General features: G+C 60.2%; 17 protein-coding genes and 1 pseudogene. 6 read left to right on the forward strand and 12 right to left on the reverse strand.

Annotated elements, in window-relative coordinates; all coding sequences use genetic code 11:
* Positions 1–86: 86 nt before the first annotated feature.
* Positions 87–1,172: a methionine ABC transporter ATP-binding protein gene (locus tag NBG89_RS24585; protein ID WP_431322943.1), complete on the forward strand. Its 1,086-nt coding sequence runs from the start codon at positions 87–89 to the stop codon at positions 1,170–1,172.
* Positions 1,153–1,806 carry a methionine ABC transporter permease gene (locus tag NBG89_RS24590; protein WP_431322944.1) on the forward strand — a complete coding sequence of 218 codons (654 nt, stop codon included), beginning with the start codon at positions 1,153–1,155 and terminating at the stop codon, positions 1,804–1,806. Before NBG89_RS24585 ends, NBG89_RS24590 begins: the two co-directional genes overlap by 20 nt.
* Here NBG89_RS24590 and NBG89_RS24595 read toward each other — a convergent pair whose 3' ends face one another.
* From NBG89_RS24595 to NBG89_RS24615, 5 genes are all read right to left on the reverse strand, one after another.
* Positions 1,807–3,162, reverse strand: coding sequence for an LLM class flavin-dependent oxidoreductase (locus NBG89_RS24595; protein ID WP_431322945.1), 1,356 nt, complete (start codon positions 3,160–3,162; stop codon positions 1,807–1,809).
* A gap of 67 nt (positions 3,163–3,229) precedes the next feature.
* On the reverse strand, positions 3,230–4,084 hold the full coding sequence (locus NBG89_RS24600; protein ID WP_431322946.1) for an ABC transporter permease subunit: 855 nt from the start codon (positions 4,082–4,084) through the stop codon (positions 3,230–3,232).
* Positions 4,081–4,872, reverse strand: coding sequence for a taurine ABC transporter ATP-binding protein (locus NBG89_RS24605; RefSeq protein ID WP_431322947.1), 792 nt, complete (start codon positions 4,870–4,872; stop codon positions 4,081–4,083). Before NBG89_RS24605 ends, NBG89_RS24600 begins: the two co-directional genes overlap by 4 nt.
* A 73-nt stretch (positions 4,873–4,945) precedes the next feature.
* Positions 4,946–5,959, reverse strand: coding sequence for a taurine ABC transporter substrate-binding protein (gene tauA / locus NBG89_RS24610; protein WP_431322948.1), 1,014 nt, complete (start codon positions 5,957–5,959; stop codon positions 4,946–4,948).
* Positions 5,960–6,185: 226 nt separating this feature from the next.
* Entirely contained in the window at positions 6,186–6,770 is a 585-nt protein-coding gene (locus tag NBG89_RS24615; RefSeq protein ID WP_431322949.1) for a HutD/Ves family protein, read from the reverse strand.
* Positions 6,771–6,840: 70 nt separating this feature from the next.
* On the opposite strand from NBG89_RS24615, the pseudogene NBG89_RS24620 reads away from it, so the two are divergent.
* Positions 6,841–6,972: pseudogene (locus tag NBG89_RS24620) on the forward strand (type II toxin-antitoxin system Phd/YefM family antitoxin); the annotation flags it as partial.
* 226 nt (positions 6,973–7,198) lie between these two features.
* Here NBG89_RS24620 and hutU read toward each other — a convergent pair.
* From hutU to hutI, 4 genes are read right to left on the reverse strand one after another with little or no spacing between them, the layout of a single operon-like run.
* Positions 7,199–8,887 carry a urocanate hydratase gene (gene hutU / locus NBG89_RS24625; protein WP_431322950.1) on the reverse strand — a complete coding sequence of 563 codons (1,689 nt, stop codon included), beginning with the start codon at positions 8,885–8,887 and terminating at the stop codon, positions 7,199–7,201.
* Positions 8,888–8,908: 21 nt separating this feature from the next.
* Positions 8,909–9,709: an N-formylglutamate deformylase gene (hutG, locus tag NBG89_RS24630; RefSeq protein ID WP_431322951.1), complete on the reverse strand. Its 801-nt coding sequence runs from the start codon at positions 9,707–9,709 to the stop codon at positions 8,909–8,911.
* Position 9,710: 1 nt separating this feature from the next.
* A complete protein-coding gene (gene hutH / locus NBG89_RS24635; protein ID WP_431322952.1) occupies positions 9,711–11,246 on the reverse strand; it encodes a histidine ammonia-lyase in 1,536 nt (511 codons plus the stop codon).
* Positions 11,243–12,505 carry an imidazolonepropionase gene (gene hutI, locus NBG89_RS24640; protein WP_431322953.1) on the reverse strand — a complete coding sequence of 421 codons (1,263 nt, stop codon included), beginning with the start codon at positions 12,503–12,505 and terminating at the stop codon, positions 11,243–11,245. The genes hutH and hutI overlap by 4 nt, the downstream gene beginning before the upstream one ends.
* A 121-nt stretch (positions 12,506–12,626) precedes the next feature.
* Here hutI and NBG89_RS24645 point away from each other — a divergent pair, with 121 nt between their 5' ends.
* The 3 genes from NBG89_RS24645 to NBG89_RS24655 all read left to right on the forward strand — a co-directional run bounded on the left by NBG89_RS24645 (position 12,627) and on the right by NBG89_RS24655 (position 15,907).
* Positions 12,627–13,988 carry a formimidoylglutamate deiminase gene (locus NBG89_RS24645; RefSeq protein ID WP_431322954.1) on the forward strand — a complete coding sequence of 454 codons (1,362 nt, stop codon included), beginning with the start codon at positions 12,627–12,629 and terminating at the stop codon, positions 13,986–13,988.
* A gap of 57 nt (positions 13,989–14,045) precedes the next feature.
* The gene (hutC, locus tag NBG89_RS24650) at positions 14,046–14,768 is read left to right on the forward strand and encodes a histidine utilization repressor (protein WP_431322955.1); all 723 of its coding nucleotides are present in this window, start codon (positions 14,046–14,048) and stop codon (positions 14,766–14,768) included.
* 614 nt (positions 14,769–15,382) lie between these two features.
* Entirely contained in the window at positions 15,383–15,907 is a 525-nt protein-coding gene (locus NBG89_RS24655; protein WP_431322956.1) for a tetratricopeptide repeat protein, read from the forward strand.
* A 118-nt stretch (positions 15,908–16,025) separates the two neighbouring features.
* On the opposite strand, the gene NBG89_RS24660 is transcribed toward NBG89_RS24655, so the two are convergent.
* From NBG89_RS24660 to NBG89_RS24670, 3 genes are all read right to left on the reverse strand, one after another.
* The gene (locus NBG89_RS24660; protein WP_431324543.1) at positions 16,026–16,601 is read right to left on the reverse strand and encodes a hypothetical protein; all 576 of its coding nucleotides are present in this window, start codon (positions 16,599–16,601) and stop codon (positions 16,026–16,028) included.
* Positions 16,602–16,678: 77 nt separating this feature from the next.
* Positions 16,679–17,983, reverse strand: coding sequence for an AAA family ATPase (locus NBG89_RS24665; protein WP_431322957.1), 1,305 nt, complete (start codon positions 17,981–17,983; stop codon positions 16,679–16,681).
* 15 nt (positions 17,984–17,998) lie between these two features.
* On the reverse strand, positions 17,999–18,943 hold the full coding sequence (locus NBG89_RS24670) for a type II secretion system F family protein (RefSeq protein ID WP_431322958.1): 945 nt from the start codon (positions 18,941–18,943) through the stop codon (positions 17,999–18,001).

An 18,943-nucleotide genomic window follows, 5' to 3' on the forward strand; every position in this document is an offset into this window, starting at 1 on the left:
TTCGCGCCGAGGGGTTGGGCGCGTTGAACAAGGCGGTCCGGGCGTTCCTTGCCCGGGCCGCCTTGGGCGTTTCCGAAGGAAAGAACATGAACTCAATTGCATCGCCCGCTGTCGTCGGGGCAAAATCGGAGGCGGCGGCAAAAGAAGTGGTCCGCCTTGTCGACGTGCATCGGCATTTCGGTGCCACTCCCGCCCTGGACGGCATATCGCTCACCGTCCGCAGTGGCGAAATCCTTGGCATCATCGGACGCAGCGGTGCGGGCAAATCCACACTGATCCGCTGCCTCAACGGCCTGGAGCGTCCCGATAGCGGCGAGATCGAGATCGAGGGGCGCAGCATTGTCGGCCTTGACGAAAAGGACCTGCAACCGCTTCGCCGCCGCGTTGGCATGATCTTTCAGCACTTCAATCTGCTGGCTTCGAAGACGGTCGAGGAGAATGTCGCGCTGCCGCTGAAAATCGCCGGCGCAGCGAAGGCCGAACGCCTGATGCGCGCGCATGAATTGCTGGAGCTTGTTGGTCTTGCCGACAAGGCGAAGGCTTATCCATCGTCTCTTTCGGGCGGACAGAAGCAGCGCGTCGGTATCGCGCGCGCACTTGCAGCACGGCCAGCGTTGCTTCTGTCCGACGAGGCGACGTCGGCACTCGATCCGGAAACGACGCGCTCGATCCTGACCCTTTTGAAAGACATCAACCGCAAGCTTGGCCTCACCATCATCCTCATCACGCATGAGATGGAAGTCGTGCGCAGTATTGCCGATCGCGTCGCCGTGATCGATGTCGGTCGCATCGTGGAAGAGGGGCAGGTCTGGTCTGTTTTCGCCGATCCGAGGGCGCCGATCACCCAGAGCCTGCTGTCCGGCAGCCGTCCGCAGCTACCAGACCACATTGCCGCGCGCTTGTCGCCGACTTCAGGAGACGAAGCGATCCTCAGCATCGACATGGCGGGCCCCGCCGCGCAGGGCGCGGTCTTTGCCGATCTCTCCGCGGCACTACCGCAATCGTTCCGGCTCATCCACGGCGGGATCGATCACATCCAGAACCAGCCGGTGGCGCGGTTCTTCATTGCTGTCCCGACGCGCGACCCAGCCTTGACGGACAAGGTTCTGCAGTTCTTGAAGGCCCGCTCCGCGCGGGTGGAGGTTCTCGGCTATGACACCGATCATGTTTAATCTCCTGCTTCGTTCCCTTTGGGAAACGATCCTGATGACGGGTGCATCCGGGCTGATCTCGCTGGTCTTCGGCCTGCCGCTTGGTCTCGCGCTGGTTCTCACCAACAAAGGCGGCATAGCCGAGAACGCCTGGATAAACGGCATTCTTGGCGCCATCATCAATGGCTTCCGCTCTGTACCCTTCATCATTCTGCTGGTCGCGCTGATCCCGCTGACGCGCCTGATCGTCGGCACCGCACTTGGCACCTGGGCGGCCATCGTGCCGCTCGCCATCGCCGCAACGCCGTATTACGCCCGCATCGCCGAAGTGTCGCTGCGCGAGGTGGACCGCGGCCTGATCGACGCCGTGCGCGCCATGGGTGGTAATCGCTGGACGATCGTTCGCGAAGTGCTCGTTCCCGAAGCGCTACCCGGCATCGTCGCAGGCTTCACGGTTACGCTGGTAACGCTGATCGGCGCATCCGCGATGGCCGGCGCGATCGGTGCGGGCGGCCTCGGCGATCTCGCCATCCGCTATGGCTACCAACGCTTCGAGACCGCCGTCATGGTGGCAGTTGTGGCCGTGCTGATCGTCCTTGTCTCAGGCATACAGTGGCTCGGCGATCGACTGGTCGCGAGGCTCGACCATAAGTAATCAGCGGCGAAAAGCAGCGGCAGGGTGCGAGGATGGCAACCTGCCGCTGCCGCCGAACAGTTTCTGCCTGAGGGATCCCTCGGCGTAGTCCGCCTTGAACAGCCCGCGCTCCTGCAGCACCGGTACGACGAGATCGACAAAATCGCGCAGGCTTTCGGGTGCCACCGTGCGCGCCAGGTTGAAACCATCCACGTTGCCATCAAAAATCCACGCCGCCAGGCGATCCGCCACCTGCTCGGGCGAACCGACGATCGGTCTCATGCGACTGCCAAGTACCATTTGGTCGATGATCTGGCGCAGCGTCACCGGCGTCGATGCCTCTTTGGTAATCGCAGCGAGCGCGGACTGATTGGCATTGGTCGACCTCTGTTCGATCGGATCGTCGAGGCCATACTTCGATAAATCGACGCCTGTCGAAGCCGAGTAATGTGCGAGAGACGCTTCCACGCTCGCATGCCGGCGGTAGTCTTCGAGCTTGGCAAATGCTTCCCTTTCGGTGCGGCCGACGACCACCGTGACGAGAGCTAGAATGCGCAAGGCGTCCGCTCCGCGCCCGAATGCCTCGGCCTTTCGCCGCAGCGCCTCCACGGTCGGGCGGGCGGCCTGCGGGGTCGGTGCGGCAACGAAGACGCATTCAGCGTGGCGAGCCGCGAAATCCTGTCCGCGCGCCGAGGCGCCTGCCTGGAAAAGCAGCGGCGTGCGCTGCGGCGAGGGCTGAGAAAGATGAATGCCCTCCATCTTGTAGTATTGACCGTCATGCCTGACGGCGCGCACCTTTGAAGGGTCGGCGAAGACAGCTCGCGTTTTGTCACGAAGCACTGCATCGTCGTCCCAGCTTGCCTCCCAGAGCTTGTAGAGGACTTCGAGATATTCCTCGGCCGCATCGTAGCGTGCGTCGTGTTGCGGCAATTTCTCGTAACCCATGGCGCGCGCAGCGCTGTCGAGATAGCCGGTTACGATGTTCCACCCGATGCGACCTTTCGTCAGGTGATCGAGCGTCGACATCCGCCGCGCCAAAAGATAGGGCGGCTCGTAGGTCGTGTTGACCGTTACCGCGAAGCCTAGATGCTCGGTGACGTAGGCCATGGCCGAGATCGGCATCAATGGGTCGTTGACCGGAATCTGCGCGCCGGTCTCGATGACTGGCGCCGGACTGCCCTTGTAGACATCGTAGACGCCGAGGATATCTGCCAGGAATATCCCGTCCAGCTTGCCTCGCTCGGCGGTGCGGGCAAAATCCACCCAGTAATCGAGATCGGTATATTGGCCCGACGTATCGCGTGGATGCGTCCACATGCCGTGGTTGATATGGCCGACGCAGTTCATGTCGAACGCGTAGATCTGCATCTGCTTCATCCAGTCGTTCCCTGTGCCGGCAAGACCCGGCAGGTCGTGAGCGACAAGAGGCGTTCGTGTGCTCTTGTCAGCTCTTACCTTTCCACGGAACCAGGGTGGCTTCCAAGAGCCGAACGGCGGCACTGAAGGCAAATGCACAGGCGGCGATAATACCGATGCCGACGAAGACGACGTCGGTTGCCAGAAACTGGGAAGCCGACATGATCATGTAGCCGATGCCACGATTGGAGGCGATCAGTTCAGCGGCGACCAGCGTGCCCCAGCCGACGCCAAGCGCAATGCGGATGCCCGTCAGGATCTCTGGCAGCGCCGATGGCAAAACGATGCTGACAAGAAGCTGCCAGGGCCGGGCACCAAGAGAGCGGGCCGCGTTGACGCGCTCGATCGGCAATGAGCGAACGCCGGCCTGTGCCGAAAGGCAGATCGGTGCGAACATCGCGAGCACGAGAAGCGTCACCTTCGAAGTCTCGCCGATCCCAAGCCAGATGATCATCAGCGGCAGATAGGCAAGCGGCGGCAGTGGCCAGTAGAATTCGATCGGTGTATCGAAGATACCCTTTGCCCAGCGATTGAGCCCCATCAGCAAGCCGATCGGGATGCCCGCCGCGATGGCGATGGCTGCTGCCGTCGCTATTCTGAAAAGGCTTGCCGAAACATGTTCACCAAGCGAGGCTCCGGCATAGCCGTCGCGATAGACGGCGCCGATCTGCGTGACAACCTCCTGCGGTGTTGGCAGGAAAAGCCGCGCCACCAATCCGAGCTTTGCGACGACCCACCAGGTGCCGATCAAAACGACTGCCGTCGCAAGGCTGATCACAAGTGTGCTGCTTTCGCCGGCGCCGAACCCTTTCATCTGAACCGGTTTCGGCTGATCGGGCTCGGCCAGCACGACAACGCCTGTCGTTTCGATGACATTGCTCATTCCGCCGCACTCCTGATCTCGTCGGAGCCATGAAGAATGCTCCGGATTTCCTCTCGCAAACTGGCAAACTCTGGCGCGGTCTTGATTAAGCGGGCGTCTCCCGTTCGGGCGAACTGCTGCACGAAGTCGAGATCAAAGCGCGCGACGATACGGCCTGGACGCGGCGACATCACCACGACCTGCGTACCGAGGAAGAGAGCTTCCTCGATCGAGTGGGTAATGAAGAAGATGCGTTTTTTCGTGGCTTTCCAAACCGATACAAGCAATTCTTGCATCTGTTCTCGAGTGAGACTGTCGAGCGCGCCGAACGGTTCGTCCATCAGGAGGACTTCGGGGTCGGTGGCAAGGGCGCGGGCAATACCGACGCGCTGGCGCATGCCACCGGACAATTCATAGGGAAAGGCCATTGCAAAGTCTTTCAGACCGACCAGAGACAGAAGCTCTTTTGCGCGGGCCCGCCGCGCAGCCCCTTGAACTCCCGCAAACTGCAGGCCAAGCGCGACATTATCGAGGACCGACTTCCAAGGCAGCAGCGTGTCCTTCTGAAAGACGACGCCGCGCTCCGCGCCGGGACGCGTGACCGGTCGTCCGTCAAGAGTGATCGTACCTGACGAAAGCGGCAGAAAGCCCGCAATCGCGTTGAGCAATGTGGACTTGCCGCAACCCGAGGCACCGAGTGCCACGACGAAGCTGTTGTCCGAAATATCAAGGGAAACGCGATCGAGGGCATGGACCGTGTTGCCATCCCGCGTCCTGAAATAGACGCTCGCGTGATCGACTTTGAGCATGTACCGTCTCTTCATATTGGGACGCTGGCGCGATATCGCGCCAGCAGGAAGCAAGGAATGATTATCTGCTATTTCAGTTGCTTGCGTTGACGAGTGCATCCGGCGTGACAAAAGCCGCGTAGCTCGGCAGCACTTCGCTCACCTTGCCCTGATCCTTCAGAAATGCGGCCGTATCCTTGAGGATCCTGGCAGCGCCCGACTTTTCACCACCGCCGAGCCAGGCTTCGGATGCTTGCGCCTCAGGTGTCAGAAGGGACAGGTTCTTGAGTGCTGAAGCCTGTTGTTCTGGTGTTCCGCCAAGTGTCTTGGCGAGCAGCTTGGCATGGTCGCTGTCGGCATTCCAAGCCTTCTTGTCGGCTGCGAAGGAGGCGTAATACGTGTTGATGACGCTGGCGAAGCTCTTCAGGAACGCGGGGTTCTCATCTGCAAACTTCGACGCGGCAACCCAGGCGGAGAAGGTCGGAGCGCCCTTGTCGGCGACGTCCTTGGAGGTGACCAGCACCTTACCGCTCTTTTTCAGCTCAGTCAGAGCCGGATCCCAGACGAAGCCGCCATCGATGTCACCCCTGTTGTAGCTGGCGACAATTTCCGGCTGCGGAATTGCAAAGACCTGCACGTCCTTTTCCGTCAGCCCCAGCGACCTGATCAACGCCAGGAGTTGATAATGATCGGTGGAGACCGGGGCGGCAGCGAGCTTCTTGCCTTTCAGGTCAGACAGGGAAGATATGCCCGAACCGTTGCGAACGACGAGCGCCTCGTCGATGCCGGAGATCGAGGCGAGGTAGAAGGCCTTGACCTCCAATCCGCGGGATGTGGCAGCGGCGAACGGGCTCGAGCCGACATAGCCGACCTGCACGTCGCCCGATGCGATGGCCGCAAAGATTTCCGCCCCTGAGTTGAACTTGCGGAAATCGATGTCATAGCCGGTTGCCTTGGCGAGGTCGCCATTGGCGATTGCGACCGAGGACGGCAGTGCGTCGGTCTGATAGGCAACGACCACTTTCTTGTCGGTTGCCTGGGCGACAAACGCTGCCAGCAAGCTGGCGGAACCGAGAGTAATTGCCGCCAATAGTGTCCTGATATTCATGTTTCGCCCCCTTGCGGCTGAGCGTCAGCTTCAGCGCTTGAACTTGTTTCGACGCTGAAACCGTAGGGCGGATGCTTCGGCGTAAATAGATAAAACCATCTATTTTATAGAGTATACGGATAATATTGTTTTTTGATTGATTTGAGGGGCAAACATTCGAGCCTTGGCCAACCTGCGGTCCGTCCCAACCTGCGGTCCGTAGGGCCGCAGCTTGATCGGGATGCCGTCAGATCGGATCGATGGAGATCAGAAAGCAGCGCGCTTTACCGCTGACCACGACATCCGTGCCTTGGGCTTCCTCAAGAAGAAGCGCATCCATGGGACCAAGATCGGCGTGTTCGCCGCCGCAATCGACGGTGAGGGTTCCCTGATGACACAGGACAAACCATGTCGCAGCGGCCGGATGCACCGTCACCGTAGAATGGACATCAACCCTCTCGACCCGATGGCGCAGGCCGTTGCGCCGGGTCATGACGTTCAGGTCCATGATCGGTCCATCGGCAAGCGTGGCCGAAACCGAGACATCGGCGGGAAAGGCGAGGGGAGCACTGTCCTGTGTCAGCAGCACCGCAGGCTTGCCGCCTATCGTCAGCGACATGCCATTCCCGTGAAGGATCGAGAGCGTGCGGTCGATGCCGGCAAAGATCGAGAACGGCCCGTCCGCCGCAACCGTTGCCATGCTGAGGCGCCAGCCGAAATCCGACAGTGTCGCGCCCTCGGGCGAGACGGCAATTTCAACGGTCTCCCCGCCACCGTTCTTCCACGGCATGCGGCGGTAGGTACTGGATCTGAGGACCGTGACACGGATCATTTTGGCTCCATCATTTCAAAGGAGGGCAGAGTGAACTCAAGTTTGGTGGACTAAGCATATCGAGGCGGCCATGCAGACGGTGAACATACCTGAAGCGAGGAGGCATCTGTCGCGGCTTGTCGAGAAGCCCTTGAAAGGTGAGGCATTCATCATAGCCAGGGCCGGAAACCCCCTGGTGAAAGTCGTCCCCTGGAGAAGGCCGATGCCACCAGGAAGCGGCGAATAGCCTTCCCCGAATGAGCTCCTGGATACTCACATACTAAACTGGCGGGCGGCTCTCCGATTTGTCTACCGCCGATCCAAAAAAGATCCCCTCGACCGGAGTCTGATTGCCCAGTCAAAGATCGAAGGCATTCCGTTGGTCACGGTTGATCGGGCCGTGCTGGAGTATCCGGGCCTCATGGAATTTTGAGGCCCGGCGCAACAGATCAATTTCCGAGAATTGCCGGCAGGCGCAGGCCCTGCTCCCTGGCGCAATCAAGGGCGATCTCGTAGCCCGCATCGGCATGACGCATGACACCAGTCGCCGGGTCGTTCCAGAGCACGCGCTCCAGGCGCCGCGCCGCATCCTGCGTCCCGTCGGCGCAGATGACCATGCCGGAATGCTGCGAGAAGCCCATGCCGACGCCGCCACCATGATGGAGCGACACCCAGGTCGCGCCCGACGCGGTGTTGAGCAGCGCGTTGAGCAGAGGCCAATCAGAGACGGCATCCGAACCGTCCTTCATCGCTTCCGTCTCGCGGTTCGGCGAGGCGACAGAGCCGGAATCCAGGTGGTCGCGGCCAATCACGATCGGCGCCTTCAGTTCGCCATTCCTGACCATCTCGTTGAAGGCAAGACCGAGACGATGACGGTCGCCGAGACCAACCCAGCAGATGCGTGCCGGCAGTCCCTGGAACGAAATCCGCTCCCTGGCCATATCCAGCCAGTTGTGCAGGTGCTTGTTGTCGGGCAAAAGTTCCTTCACCTTGGCGTCGGTCTTGTAGATGTCTTCCGGATCGCCTGACAGCGCCGCCCAGCGGAACGGACCGATACCGCGGCAAAACAGCGGACGAATATAGGCCGGCACGAAGCCAGGGAATGCGAAGGCGTTCTCAAGACCTTCATCCTTGGCGACCTGGCGGATGTTGTTGCCATAGTCGAGTGTCGGCACGCCGGCATCCCAGAAGGCAACCATGGCTTCGACGTGCTGCTTCATGGAGGCGCGCGCTGCAGCTTCCACGGCCCTCGGATCGCTCTCGCGCTTGGCCTTGGCTTCCTCGACCGTCCAGCCCGCCGGCAGGTAGCCGTTGCGTGGATCGTGCGCCGAGGTCTGGTCGGTGACGATATCGGGACGCGGGCCACCGGCCTTCATGCGGCGAACGAGCTCCGGGAAGATCTCGGCGGCGTTGCCAAGCAAGCCGACGGACTTCGCCTCACCGGCCTTCGTCCATTTCTCGATCAGCGCCAGGGCTTCATCGAGTGTCTTTGCCTTTTCATCGACGTAGCGGGTGCGCAGACGGAAATCGATACGCGTTTCGTCGCTCTCGACGGCCAGGCAGCAAGCGCCTGCCATCACAGCTGCAAGTGGCTGTGCTCCGCCCATGCCGCCAAGACCGCCAGTCAGGATCCACTTGCCCTTGAGGTTGCCGTTGTAGTGCTGGCGGCCGGCCTCGACGAAGGTCTCGTAAGTGCCCTGAACGATCCCCTGCGTGCCGATATAGATCCACGAGCCGGCCGTCATCTGGCCATACATGGCAAGGCCCTTCTTATCGAGCTCGTTGAAATGGTCCCAGGTCGCCCAGTGCGGCACGAGGTTGGAATTTGCAATCAGGACACGTGGCGCATCCTTATGGGTGCGGAAGACGGCGACGGGCTTGCCGGATTGTACGAGGAGTGTTTCATCCTCGTTCAGCGTCTTCAGGGTCGCGGCGATGCGATCGAAGTCGTCCCAGGTGCGGGCCGCGCGGCCGATGCCACCATAGACCACCAGCTCGTTCGGGTTTTCGGCCACGTCTGGGTCGAGGTTGTTCATCAGCATGCGCAGCGGCGCTTCGGTCATCCAGCTCTTGGCATTGAGCTCGTTGCCGCGCGGCGCGCGGATCTCGCGAATGTTGTGACGTGGATTTGAGGTCATGCGGGCTTCCCCCTGTGATCGTTATCGTTTCAGGCCCCGTGCGATCTGCTCGATGCGCACCAGAATGTCTTTGAGATGAATGCGAAGGTTCTCCGCCTTGGCGGTGTCGTAGGCAAATGGCGGCGCTTCGGTTTGGAGATGCGTCGATTGCGCAAGCTCCATCTGGATCGCGTGCACACCTGTCTCGGGGCGCCCGTAATGGCGTGTCGTCCAGCCGCCCTTGAAGCGGCCGTTGAGCACACTGTCGTAACCCTTCGCCGCCTCGACCACGGTGTGCGTCGCCTGCTCGATTGCACCGTCGCAGGTCTTGCCCATATCCGTGCCGATGTTGAAATCCGGCAGCTTGCCCTCGAAGAGGAAGGGAATATGCGAGCGGATGGAGTGGCAATCGTAGAGGATCGCCACGCCGTGGATTGCTCTGACGCGCTCGATCTCGGCGGCCAATGCCGCATGGTAAGGAGCATGAAAGTCCCGCAGCCGCACTGCGACGTCGGTCTCGTCAGGTGCCTGCCCATCCTTCCAGATCGCAATGCCGTCGAAATCCGTGACAGGAACCAGGCCCGTCGTGTTCTGGCCGGGATAGAGGCTGACACCTGCCGGATCGCGGTTTGCGTCGATCACGTAGCGGTGGAACGTTGCGCGCACTGTGGTCGCGTCTGGTAGCAAGCCATCATAGAGGTGATGAATGTGCCAGTCGGTATCGGCAAGAATCCTGCCGTTTTCGTTCAGGCGTTCCCAGATGTCGGTCGCAACCTCGGTGCCTGTGTGGGGAAATCCGAGGATAACGGGAGATGAACCCTGTTTGACTTCGAATACGGCCATCTCAGCTCTCCAGGACGGGCAGGATACCGGGTAAGACGGATGCGTTCAGTGCGCCCGTTGCGATAAGATCGCCTGCAGCCTCGAGGTCGTTTGCCATGTAGCGATCGAGCTCCAGCGTCGGCACGGCGCGGCGGATTGTCGAAATCGCCTTCTGCAGTTCACGGCTGGTTGTCAGGGGGGCGCGGAACTCCACGCCCTGGGCCGCTGTCAGTGCTTCTATGCCGATAATATTGAAGAGGTTGTCGGTCATCGCCAGGAGGCGACGGGCGCCGTGGCAGGCCATGGAGACGTGGTCTTCCTGATTGGCCGACGTCGGCGTCGAGTCTACCGAGGCCGGGTGCGACATCTGCTTGTTTTCCGACATCAGCGCCGCCGACGTTACTTCCGCGATCATCAGGCCGGAGTTGAGACCTGGCTTCTTTGCGAGGAAAGCCGGCAATCCGTAGGACAGGGCAGGGTCGACCAGAAGGGCGATGCGCCGCTGTGCGATCGCGCCGATCTCGCAGACGGCAAGCGCGATCTGGTCCGCTGCGAAGGCAACCGGCTCGGCATGGAAGTTGCCGCCAGAGACGACAGAATTGTCCGAAAGAACCAGCGGGTTGTCGGTGACGGCATTCGCTTCGATTTCCAATGTCCGCGCCACCGAGCGCAGCAGATCCAGGCAGGCGCCGTCGACCTGGGGCTGGCAGCGGATGCAATAGGGATCCTGAACGCGCTCGTCGCCTTCAATATGGCTCTGGCGGATGACCGAGCCTTCGAGGAGCGCCCGAAGTGCTGAAGCCGTATCGATCTGGCCTTTATGGCCGCGCAGCGTGTGAATATCCGGATGGAAGGGCGCCGACGAGCCCATGGCCGCATCCGTCGACATGGCTCCGGTGATCAAGGCCGCCTGGGCTGCCCGATGTGCCCTAAAGAGACCGGCAAGCGCCAGTGCCGTTGAAGTCTGCGTACCGTTGATCAGTGCAAGGCCTTCCTTGGCAGCGAGCACAACGGGTTTCAGCCCGGCTCTTTTAAGGGCCTCACCGCCGGCAAGACGCTCGCCGGCAAAGAAAGCTTCGGCTTCGCCCATCATCACGGCGGCCATGTGGGCAAGGGGGGCAAGGTCGCCAGAGGCGCCAACCGAACCCTTCTGCGGGATGACCGGGATAACGCCGTTTTCCAGCATGCCTTCGATCAGCCGCACCAGCTCAAGTCGTACGCCAGACGCGCCACGACCGAGCGAGACCAGCTTCAGGGCCATGATGAGGCGAACGACGTTTTCGGGCAGCGGGGCGCCGACGCCGCAGCAATGCGAGAGGATCAGGTTACGCTGAAGCGTCGCCACATCGGCGCTGTCGATCTTGATCGAGGCGAGCTTCCCGAAACCGGTATTGATGCCATAGACGGGCGCATTGCCGGCAGCAATCTCGGCGATGCGCGCGGCGGCCTTGACGATGCCGGCGTCAAAGGATGCGTCGAGCCTTGCCGGCTCACCGGTCCAGTAAATCGTCTCCAGATCCTTGAGCGAAACGGAGCCGGGGTGAAGGGTAATGGTCAACGGTCGATCCTTTCGCCCTTGAAGACATGTGCGTGAAGCGGGTTGAAACCGATGCGGTAGACGAGCTCGGCAAGGCTCTCGATATCCCAGATCGCAAAGTCGGCTGACTTGCCGCTCTCGAGCGTTCCGGTCTCATCCAGCAACCCGAGGGCGCGTGCGCCTTCGCGGGTCGCGCCGGCGATGCATTCCTCGACAGTGAGGCCGAAAAGGGTCGCCGACATGTTCATCGTCAGGAGCAGCGAGGTCAGCGGCGAGGTCCCGGGATTGCAGTCGGTGGCAATGGCGATCGGTGTGCCGGCATCGCGCAACGCCTGAACCGGCGGCTTCTGCTTCTCGTTGATGGCATAAAAGGCGCCAGGCAATAGGACAGCGACCGTACCGGCCGCAGCCATCGCGGCGGCGCCTTGCGCATCCAGATATTCGAGGTGATCGGCAGACAGCGCACCATAGGACGCTGCGAGTTTCGCGCCGCCGAGGTTCGACAATTGCTCCGCATGCAGCTTGACAGGCAGGCCGAGCGTCCCGGCCTTGTCGAAGACGCGTGCGATCTCGGCCGTCGAAAAGGCTATTTTCTCGCAGAAACCATCGACAGCGTCGACCAGACCCTCGGCATGGGCATATTCAAGGGCCGGGATGACGACCTCGGTTATATAGTCTTGATTGCGGCCCTTGTACTCGACCGGCGTCGCATGAGCGCCGAGATAGGAGGTCATGACCCGGACCGGACGGAGGCGCTCGAGTTTTCGGGCCGCGCGCAGGATCTTCAATTCGCCGTCGACATTCAAGCCGTAGCCAGACTTGACCTCGATCGTCGTCAGACCTTCGGAAATAAGCGTATCCAGACGGGGAAGAGCCGCCTCGACGAGGCCTTCCACCGAAAGTGCATTTGTTGCCTTGACGGAAGAGACGATGCCGCCGCCGGCGCGCGCAATCTCTTCATAGGTCGCGCCCTCCAGGCGCATTTCGAATTCGCGGGCGCGATTGCCGCCATAGACAATGTGGGTATGGCAGTCGATGAGGCCAGGCGTCACCCAGCGACCCTCGAGATCGGTGATCTGGGCTCGTTCGATCGCGGAGACAGGCAGGTCGGCCTCCGGCCCGACGAAACTCATGCGGCCGCCCTCGGTAAAGATGGCGCCTTTTTCGATGATGTTAAGGCCCGGCTTTTGCCGGTCGAGCGTTGCCAGTCGCGCATTCCGCCACAGATGTGGGCGAACATCGCCGGATGCCTCATCGCTTGAAAATTTGTTCCCATTCATCAGCTTTGCGCCTTCCTTTATATGGAAACATGTATATACATAATAAACGGGTGACAAGTGAAATTTTGTGCGTCTGCATGGAAAAGAAAGATGCGAAGCGCCAAAGAGGAGAAAAAGCGTTATGGCTCAAACGGTAGCGACCAGACTTCATTCAAGCGCAGCACTTTTGCCGCACGGATGGCAAACGGACGTGCGCCTGACAATCGCCGATGGTCGTATTGCCGGCATCGAAACGGGCGTTGCAGCCGAGCCCGGCGATGAGCATCACGACACGCTTGTCCCGGCGATGAGCAACCTCCACAGCCACGCCTTTCAGCGCGCGATGGCGGGCCTTGCGGAGGTGCGCGGACCGACAAATGACAGCTTCTGGAGCTGGCGCACGGTCATGTACAAATTCGCCCTCTCCATGACGCCCGAGCATGTCGAGGCGGTGGCCGCCCAACTCTATATGGAAATGCTGGAGGCTGGTTTTTCCCGCGTCGGTGAATTCCATTATCTGCACCACGACAAGGACGGCACGTCCTATACCAATATTGCCGAGCTTGCCGAGCGCATCGGGGCCGCGGCAAGCATCAGCGGGATCGGCTTGACGCTGCTTCCGGTATTTTATGCCCATTCAGGCTTTGGTGGTGCAGCACCGATCGACGGCCAGCGACGCTTCATCAATTCGCTGGACAGCTTTGCCGCATTGATGGACGGCTGCCGCAAGGTGACAGGCGCGCTTCAAGGGGCCGAGCTCGGGCTTGCCCCGCACAGCCTGCGCGCGGCAACACCTGAGGAACTCATCAAGCTCGTGCCGCTGGCAGGTGATGGTCCAATCCATATCCACATCGCCGAGCAAGTGAAGGAAGTGGACGATTGCATCGCCTGGTCGGGGGCACGGCCCGTTGAATGGCTGCTCGCCAACGCTCGCGTCGATGGCCGCTGGTGCCTGATCCACGCAACCCACATGACCGATGATGAAACGCGCGGCATGGCGCGAAGCGGCGCGATTGCCGGCCTTTGCCCGATTACCGAAGCCAATCTCGGCGACGGCACCTTCCAGGCGCCGCTCTTTATCGAAGAAGGCGGCCGCCTCGGTGTCGGCTCCGATTCCAACGTCCAGATCTCGCTTCCCGGCGAACTGCGCCAGCTTGAATATTCCGAGCGTCTGGCGCTGAGGGCGCGCAATGTCATCGCTGCACCCGGCGGTTCGACCGCTCGCAGCCTGTTTGATCATGCGATTGCCGGTGGCGGCGCCGCACTGAAGGCCCCGGGAGGGATCGCGGTCGGTCACAACGCCGATCTCATTTCACTCGACAAGGCAGCCGTGCCCTACCTTTCCGGCGACCAGCTGCTCGATCATTGGGTCTTTGCCGGTGGTGTGGCCGTTGACAGCGTCTGGTCGCTTGGCCGCAAGCAGGTCGTGGGCGGCCGTCATGTGTCGCGCGATCAAATCAACCGGCGATTCCTGAAGGCAATGGGCGAGCTTCTGGCAGCATAGGGCTTTCCAGGTCGCAACAGACAGATTAGAGCGGGAGGCATCAAACGGAGCGTGACGATGAACCAAAGCAAGGAGACAACCTTGCACCAGCGGATCGTGAGCGACATCGAAGGCCGCATCGTTTCTGGCGAGTGGCCGCCGGGTCACCGCATCCCGTTTGAAGTGGATCTCACCAAGGAATATGACTGTTCGCGCATGACCGTGAACAAGGCGCTCACCCAGCTTGCAAAGGCCGGCCTCATCGAGCGTCGCAAGAAATCGGGCAGTTTCGTCACGCAACCGCAGGCGCAATCGGCGGTCCTCGAGATCCACGACATCCGGGCTGAGGTCCAGTCGCTGAACCTTTCGTATTCGTTCGCGGTCTCGAAGCGAGAGCAACGCAGGGCGAAGGCCGACGATGTTAAACGGCTCGACGTCGCACCAGGCTCGTCCGTTGTCGATGTGGCCTGCATCCATCAGGCCGGTGGCCGACCGTTCTGCCTGGAAGAACGACTGATCAGCCTGTCGACCGTGCCGGAAGCGGCCGAGGCCGATTTTACCGAAATGGCGCCAGGCGCCTGGCTGATCAACCAGATACCCTGGAGCAGCGCCGAGCACCGCATTCACGCCGTCTCGGCCGGGTCAGACGAGGCGGCCGCACTTGATATCCCGCGCAACAGCGCCTGCCTTGTCGTCGAGCGCCGCACGTGGAGCACTGTCGGCCCAGTCACCCACGTACGCTTCACCTATCCCGGTGATCGGCATGCGCTGGTGGCGCGTTTCACGCCGGCCTCACAGTAGCGAACCGCCGGCGGCCCCATGGTCCGGCCCATTCGGTGGGACGCCAGGTCCAGCCCATTCAGGCCGCTATTGTGCGCTTGATGATACGCAAGTCGCAGCAAATGCATGCCGACAGATCAAGATGGAAAGAAAGGTCCAAGGCGGCGAGTTTGATAGCGGCCGCGACGCTGAACGTCTGGCAGCGAAACGGCGGAAGGGCCGGCTTGCGTAACTGCCGCCAGGCCCAGGCTGCAGCTGCCGCCAAAAGCAGCAGCATGCTGATGAGGAAGGCCGCCGCTGTCGCGTAAGCCAGCGATGGGTCACCGTCACATCAGCGAGACGATAGCGGTCCGCAACAGCGTTCCACCATCTCTTGAACCTATGGGGCAGGACAGGAATAGTGCCGAAAACATAGCTTGATTTTTTTACTATTCGAATCACGGGCACCTTAAGCCTGTCTTGGATCGTCGGCCTAGATAACAGGCGCATTCTCGGCGTGCCGGCCAAAGCCGCATCTGTCGCTTTTTTGCGACTATCCAGTCAAATTCTTGAGTTGTTAGCTTTTTTTCGCGATGATTTCTCGTGAACGCAGTCGAATCCTTGTTAAGAAGGTCTGATGGGGGATCAAGTTGCCAATGGTTGAGATCAGAGCTCGGACTAGATGCATTGCATTTTTGATGGCGAGTGGGGCAATCTTGGCCGGGTGCCAGTCATCGAGTTTTGATGGTCTGGCTGCTTTCGGTGATAGTGCGAAGACCCTTGAGGATGACTCAGCCGTGGCGTTCTATAAGAACGACGAGTTGATCACCAATGGCAAGCTGCAGTTTCAGGAAAAGAACTACGGAAAATCCTACGCCATTTACAAGCGCGCAGTTGACGTTTTTCCGGAAGATCCGGCCGCTTGGCTAGGTTTTGCAGCCTCCGCCGACATGGTTGCCCGCTTCGACACCTCCGACCGCGCTTACCAGCGACTCTCGCGAATGATCGGCAACACCCCGGTCTACTACAACAACATCGGATACTCCCACCTCTTACGCGGTGACTTGCCGGGGGCCAGACGGTATTTCCTGAAAGCCTATGAACTTGACCCCGCAAACGAAGTCACCGCCCGCAATCTTGAATTGATGCGAAACAGCGTGAATTTCGCTCAGCGGGGATAGGCTCTTTGGGTCGGCAGTCCGCGTTAAGATGCCGACAGCCTGGCGCCCTTGCCGCATTGACGTGGGCACTGTGCCGACTATCCAGCGAATTGTTTGGAAACGTTTGTGAAGGCGCCGTTTACCGCGCCTTGCGGAGTATAAGCTGGCCTTCCGGCGAAAGCGTTCGTTCGTAACGCGGCAGGTCATTGACTGCAACGCCACTGGCAGCGATCGACGCAAGGCTGCTATCTGGAGCTTGTGTTCCCGCTGGCAGCGCGCTCGCAGACGGCGCAAAAAACTGCGATGGTTCCTTGCCAGGCGCACTCAGGACCAATGCCGAACCCATGCGTGTGCCACTCGCCGCGGAGCGCATCCGCTCGTTCATCGCCAAAATCGTCTTTTGCAGGTTATCCATCTCCTGGCGGATATTTGCAACGTCGTCGGCCTTGGCATTGCCTGCTATGTTGCGCGACTGTTTTTCCATTTGTGCCCTCAGCCCATCGATGGACCGTTTAAGCGCGGTAATGGTCTCGCGGCTCTCGCGAACATCGGCCGAGTTTTTGGCAGTATAGATGAGAACCCCCGCATTCACGGGCAAGAGCATCAGGAGCAGACCGATGAGCAGCGCATTTTTCGGCCGTTTCTGCTCTATTGTACGCACAGGGTGTGGTTTTGAACCGTCCATGTCGACATCGAGATCCGGGATGCTGGTCATTGGCTTTTCTCCGCCGCAAGTCATTAGATCAGCGTTGCATAAATGTCCTAAGGATACGCCTTGATCCCATTCGGCAATCATTCCAACGTAAATACCCCTTCCCACGCCCGTTCGAGCATATCAAGTGACGCGATTCGAGGTAGACCATTGAATTCGCAATAAGAACTGACGAAATCCAGAAGGTATTTCGGATGGTAGCAGGATGCTAGCACGTCGCCCTTGTACTTGCGATCGTAGAAGAGGTTCAGGTCAAAATCAGCGACGCCCAATCCGGTGCCGCTGGCATACGACTTGAAAATTCTGAAATACTCGTCACGCGACGGGGTGTTCACGAAGATCTTGTACTTCAGGCGTCGCAAGCCTGCCTCGTCAGAAAGATCCTTCGGCGCGATGTTCGTCGAAAAGACGACCAGCTCGTCAAACGGAACCTTGAACTTCTTGCCGGTGTGCAGCGTCAGGAAGTCGTAACCGCGCTCGAGTGGTACGATCCAGCGATTGATGAGCGCCTGCGGCGCCACTTGTTGGCGCCCAAAATCGTCGATGATGAAAACGCCGCCAGACGCCTTCAGGTGTATGGGCGCCTCATAGACATTCGGCCCTTCGTTGAAGGTGAGATCGAGGAGATCGAGGGTCAATTCCCCGCCCGTCTTGATCACAGGACGATGACATTCGATCCATCGCTGATCAGCCTTCGGATAGGATCTCGCGTCAGCCTCGGCTACGGACTGATGCACAGCCTCGTCGTAGAAACTGATGACATGACCGCCGACCTCGATGGCGTAGGGCACCCAGATTGTTTGCCGAAACAGTTGCGACGTCCGTTCCGCGATACTGGTCTTTCCGTTTCCCGGTGGTCCGTAAAGCAGGATGGAGCGACCGGAGTTCATGGCCGGGCCGAGCTTTTCAACCAATGAGTCTGAGAGCACCAGCCCGTCAAGGCTGTCGGTCAGCCGCTCTGGGGTCACGCGCTCGTCATGGATGGACTGCAAACCTACTTGTCGGCAGAAGGCGTCCAGCGACACCGGCGCCGGCCCGACATATTGGGATTGACGCGACGCCGCGGTTGCATATTCGAACCCCTTCATCGAAAGCGCGTACCGAATATCGGATCTCACATCCTCACCAGCCAGGCCACGGGCTTCGAGGTATGCGAGTTTGACGAGTTCCTTGATCAGAATATTGACGATCACTTTCGGCAACTTCATGCGGTCAGCCAGATGCGATGCCGTGATTGTATCCTGCTCGGCTGCGCATTTTGACGCCAGCCGAAGCAGGAACGACGGGTCCAGTCCGGCTTCCTCTATGCTTGTCGGTGCCATCGGCATCCGCGGATCGAGGGAAATCATCGCATTACTACGGTTCTGTTCGAGCAAATACTGCATAAAACCTCGCTTGGCTCAACCGCCGGGTGTCATGCCGACAAGAAGACTGACGACACGGATAACGATAGGAACGAGAACGATGAAGAGGCTTACCGGAAACAGGAAAGCACCGAGCGGCAGCAGCATCTTGACCGGCAGGGCGTTTGCCTTTTCCTCGGCGCGAACAATACGCAGATCGCGCATTTCCTTGCTGTAGACCCGCAGTGTCTGCGTTACGCTCGTGCCAAGTTCCTCCGATTGGCGGAACAGAACCGAAAGCGCCCGCGCCTCGTCGATCCTCAGGCGGGTGGCAAGATTGGCCAGCGCCTCCCGCAACCGCCGGCCGCCTCGCACTTCCAGCATCATGATCGACAGATGCAGGCCGAAGTCCTGCTGCTTGTCGACGAATTCCCGGGCAACACGGTTGGCCGCCGCCTCGATACTCATCCCGGCATCGAGGCAGACGATCAGCATGTCCATGAAGTCCGGAAAGAGCCGGCGATACTCCCGCTCCTTGGCGCCGCCGCGACGGTCGATATAAATGTTGATAAGAATAAAGGCGACCCCGGCTGCAAACATGGCAAGGATTAGGGTAGCCAACCGCGACATGTCGGGCGCGAAGCGATTGAGGGCCCAGACCGCTGCAACGGCGACGCCGATACAGAGCACCGCCCGGATCATTTGGAAGGTGGTTACCGCGCCGGCATGGAAATAGCCCGCGCGGATCAGCCGGTTCTGGGTGGAGTTCGCGTTCGTATCACGTCGGGTAATTTCGAAATAACGCCGGATAAGGCGGTTCTCCGCCTCGCCGAGGTCGGCGATCGCCGTATCGCCAACGTTGAATTCCTCACCTCTTGCAGCCGTTGCTTCTGACAGCCGCACCCCAACCTCGCGCCGGCGAAAGAACAGTTCCGATGCCGCCGCAGAAAAAATCAGTACCGCAAAGAAGACGATGAGGTAGATACCATACTCACTCGACAT

Origin of the sequence: Rhizobium sp. YTU87027 (assembly GCF_050644135.1) — a bacterium.
GTDB lineage: Bacteria > Pseudomonadota > Alphaproteobacteria > Rhizobiales > Rhizobiaceae > Rhizobium.